The 3,221-nt window shown below is 44.4% G+C and carries 1 protein-coding gene; it reads right to left on the bottom strand.

The window, feature by feature from the left end:
• Nucleotides 1-203: 203 nt before the first annotated feature.
• Nucleotides 204-3,197: a protein translocase subunit SecDF gene (gene secDF / locus ACMJ0U_RS12865; protein ID WP_417130262.1), complete on the bottom strand. Its 2,994-nt coding sequence runs from the start codon at nt 3,195-3,197 to the stop codon at nt 204-206.
• Nucleotides 3,198-3,221: the final 24 nt, after the last annotated feature.

Below are 3,221 nucleotides of genomic sequence, written 5' to 3' on the forward strand. Positions count from 1 at the left end.
TAGTCGGAGTATTTCCCCCGTTTTGGCTGCCAAACCTTATTTTCGGGGGAATACCTAAAGATACAAAAAAGCCAACTAATTCGCAATACTTTTTGTATGAATTAGTTGGCTAATTTTATACTATTTACTGAGTGTCCCAAAAAAGGCGGCCGCTTTCACAAGGAAAACAGCCGCCTTCACAAACATTATATCAGATTTCTATTTTATTCAGCCTCTCCAACTTGTTTCGGCATCTTATGCCCCATTGTCAAGTAAGCTACCGGAGCAGCTACGAACAATGAAGACAATGTACCGATTACTACACCCAGAATCATAGCGAATGCGAAGCTGCGGATACTGTCACCACCAAGGATGAAGATACTCAGCAACACAATCAACGTACTCAAAGAAGTGTTGATGGTACGAGCCAGAGTCGTGTTCAACGAATCATTGAACAGCTGCGTACGGTCGCGTTTCGGATACAAACCGATAAACTCACGTACACGGTCGAAGATTACCACCTTATCATTGATAGAGTAACCGATTGCAGTCAGAATAGCACCAATGAATGTCTGGTCGATTTCCAAAGAGAACGGCATCCATCCATAACACAAAGAGTATGCACCGATAATCAATACGGTATCCACCATCAATGCTACTGTAGCACCAATACTGAAAGCGATGTTGCTGAAACGAATCAAGATATACAGACCGATAGCAATCAAAGCCAATACAACTGACCATACAGCTGAAGTCTTAATATCGTCAGCAATAGAAGGACCTACCTTCTGAGAACTGATGATAGAACCTCCAGTACGATTATCACGGTCGATGAAGATTTCCAGTGTAGTACCTTCACCCAACAGATTACCTTCCTTCAATGCATTGTAAAGGAACTCTTCAATTTCTGCATCGATTGTAGGAGAATCTTCGTTGATACGGTAGTTGGTAGTCACACGGATTGTCTTTCCGTCTGTACCCAAAGCAATAGCCTGTACGTTTGCATCACCCACTTTCGGCTGCAGCAAGCTACGTACAGTTTCCGGCTGTACAACCTGTTCGAACTGAACCACGAAGTTACGTCCACCGGTAAAGTCAATACTCTGTGCAAGACCACGTACAAAGAATGAAATGATACATACTACAATAATAACTCCCCAGATAGTGAACGAACGCTTCGTAATACCCATGAAGTTATAGTGTACATTCTGCATCAGGTTCTTTGAAATGCCTGTAGTGAATGTCAGGTTCAACCACTTGTCTTTGTTCATGAAGTGTTCGTAAACCAGACGAGTCAAGAATACTGCTGAGAAGAATGAGCAGAGGATACCGATAATCAAGGTAGTGGCAAAACCACGGATCGGACCGGTACCGAAGTTAAACAGGATGATACCTGTAATGATAGAAGTCAAGTTAGAGTCGAAGATAGCAGAGAATGCGTTCTTGTAACCTTCAGCCAATGCCTGTTTGGTTCCCTTACCCGCACGGAGCTCTTCTTTCGTACGTTCGTAAATCAATACGTTAGCATCCACTGCCATACCCAGTGACAATACCATACCGGCAATACCAGACATGGTCAATGCAGCCTGGAATGAAGAAAGGATACCCAGTGTAAAGAAGAAGTTGATGAACAACGCACCGTTAGCCACCATACCCGGAATGAATCCGTACATCGCACACATATAAATCATCAGGACAATCAAAGCCACGATGAAAGATACGATACCCTGGTTGATAGATTCCTGTCCCAGAGACGGACCTACGATGTCTTCCTGTACGATACGTGCAGGAGCCGGCATCTTACCAGACTTCAATACGTTAGCCAAGTCCTTTGTAACTTCCGGAGTAAAGTTACCGGTAATCTGTGAGTTACCGCCGGTAATTTCAGAGTTTACACGCGGAGCACTGTATACATATCCGTCCAATACGATGGCAATTTCCTTACCAATGTTCTTCTTAGTCAAGGCAGCCCAACGACGAGAACCTTCAGTATTCATAGACATACTTACACAAGGCTTGTTGAACTGGTCGTATTCATCCTTTGCATCAGTTACTACATCACCTTCCAGCGGTGCACGCCCGTTACGTTCTGTCGACTTGATAGCATACAATTCGAAGATACGTCCGGTCTTGTCCATATCCGAAGCTTTCACACCCCACATCAGTTTCAAGTCGCGCGGCATTATTTCCTTCACAGCTTTCATATTCAGGATACGGTTTACATCAGCAGTATCCTTATAGTCAGCGTAACCTACGATACAGCCTACGCCGCTCTGGTTCAACTGCAGTACAGCCAGCAACGGATGTTCTTTCTTCAGTTCTTCAATATTTGTATTAGAAGCAGTAGCGGTTTCACCCTTCAGTGCGGCAGCCAGACTGTCTTTTGCAGATACAGCAGAAGCCTCAGCCACAGCAGTTGTATCAGTTTCTACCATTGCAGAATCAGCAGGAGCATCTGCATTCAGCAAGCCACGTGCACGGTTGTCAGCAGAAGCCAATACCGGAACAATGTCTTTTGCTTCAAATGTTTCCCAGAATTCCAGGTTGGCAGAACCCTGTAAAAGTTTTCTCACACGTTCCGGTTCCTTGATACCCGGCAATTCCACCATGATACGACCCATCTTCCCTTCCAGAGTCTGGATATTCGGCTGAGCGACACCAAAGCGGTCGATACGTGTACGCAAAACATTGTAAGAGTTGTCTACAGCAGCTTTTACTTCCTCGCGCAATACTTTTTCTACTTCTGCATCTGTGCTACGGGTATTTACCTTGTCTTTCAACTGCTGGGTAGCGAACAATTCGGCAAGCTTGCCTTCCGGAGCCAGTTTTTTGTATTCTCTGATGAACAGAGTCACAAAATCTTCCTGACTGCTAATCTGTTGTTTTGCAGCTTCCGCTACAGCCTTATTAAAAGCTTCATCCGGTTTGTTATCGGCCAACGCCTTCACTACATCTGGTACAGAAACTTCCAGAATAACGTTCATACCACCTTTCAGGTCCAAACCCAACCCGATTTCCATCTCACGGCATTGTTTCAGCGTATAAATCCCCAACCACACCTTCTGATTCTGCATGGAATCCAGGTAATGTGCCGAACCTTTCGGGTCCTCAGCCGCCTTGTTCATCTGATAACGTGTAACGAATGAGAACGAAAGATAAAAAGCACACGCAAGGGTCAGTAATACCGCAAAAACCTTTACAAATCCTTTGTTTTGCATGTTACTTTAGTTTATTATATTTAC

The organism is Phocaeicola sp. (assembly GCF_048170425.1).
GTDB lineage: Bacteria > Bacteroidota > Bacteroidia > Bacteroidales > Bacteroidaceae > Phocaeicola.

Bases quoted from the DNA above. Each gene is read 5' to 3' on its own strand.
- secDF (WP_417130262.1), bottom strand. From the start codon at position 3,197: ATGCAAAACAAAGGATTTGTAAAGGTTTTTGCGGTATTACTGACCCTT.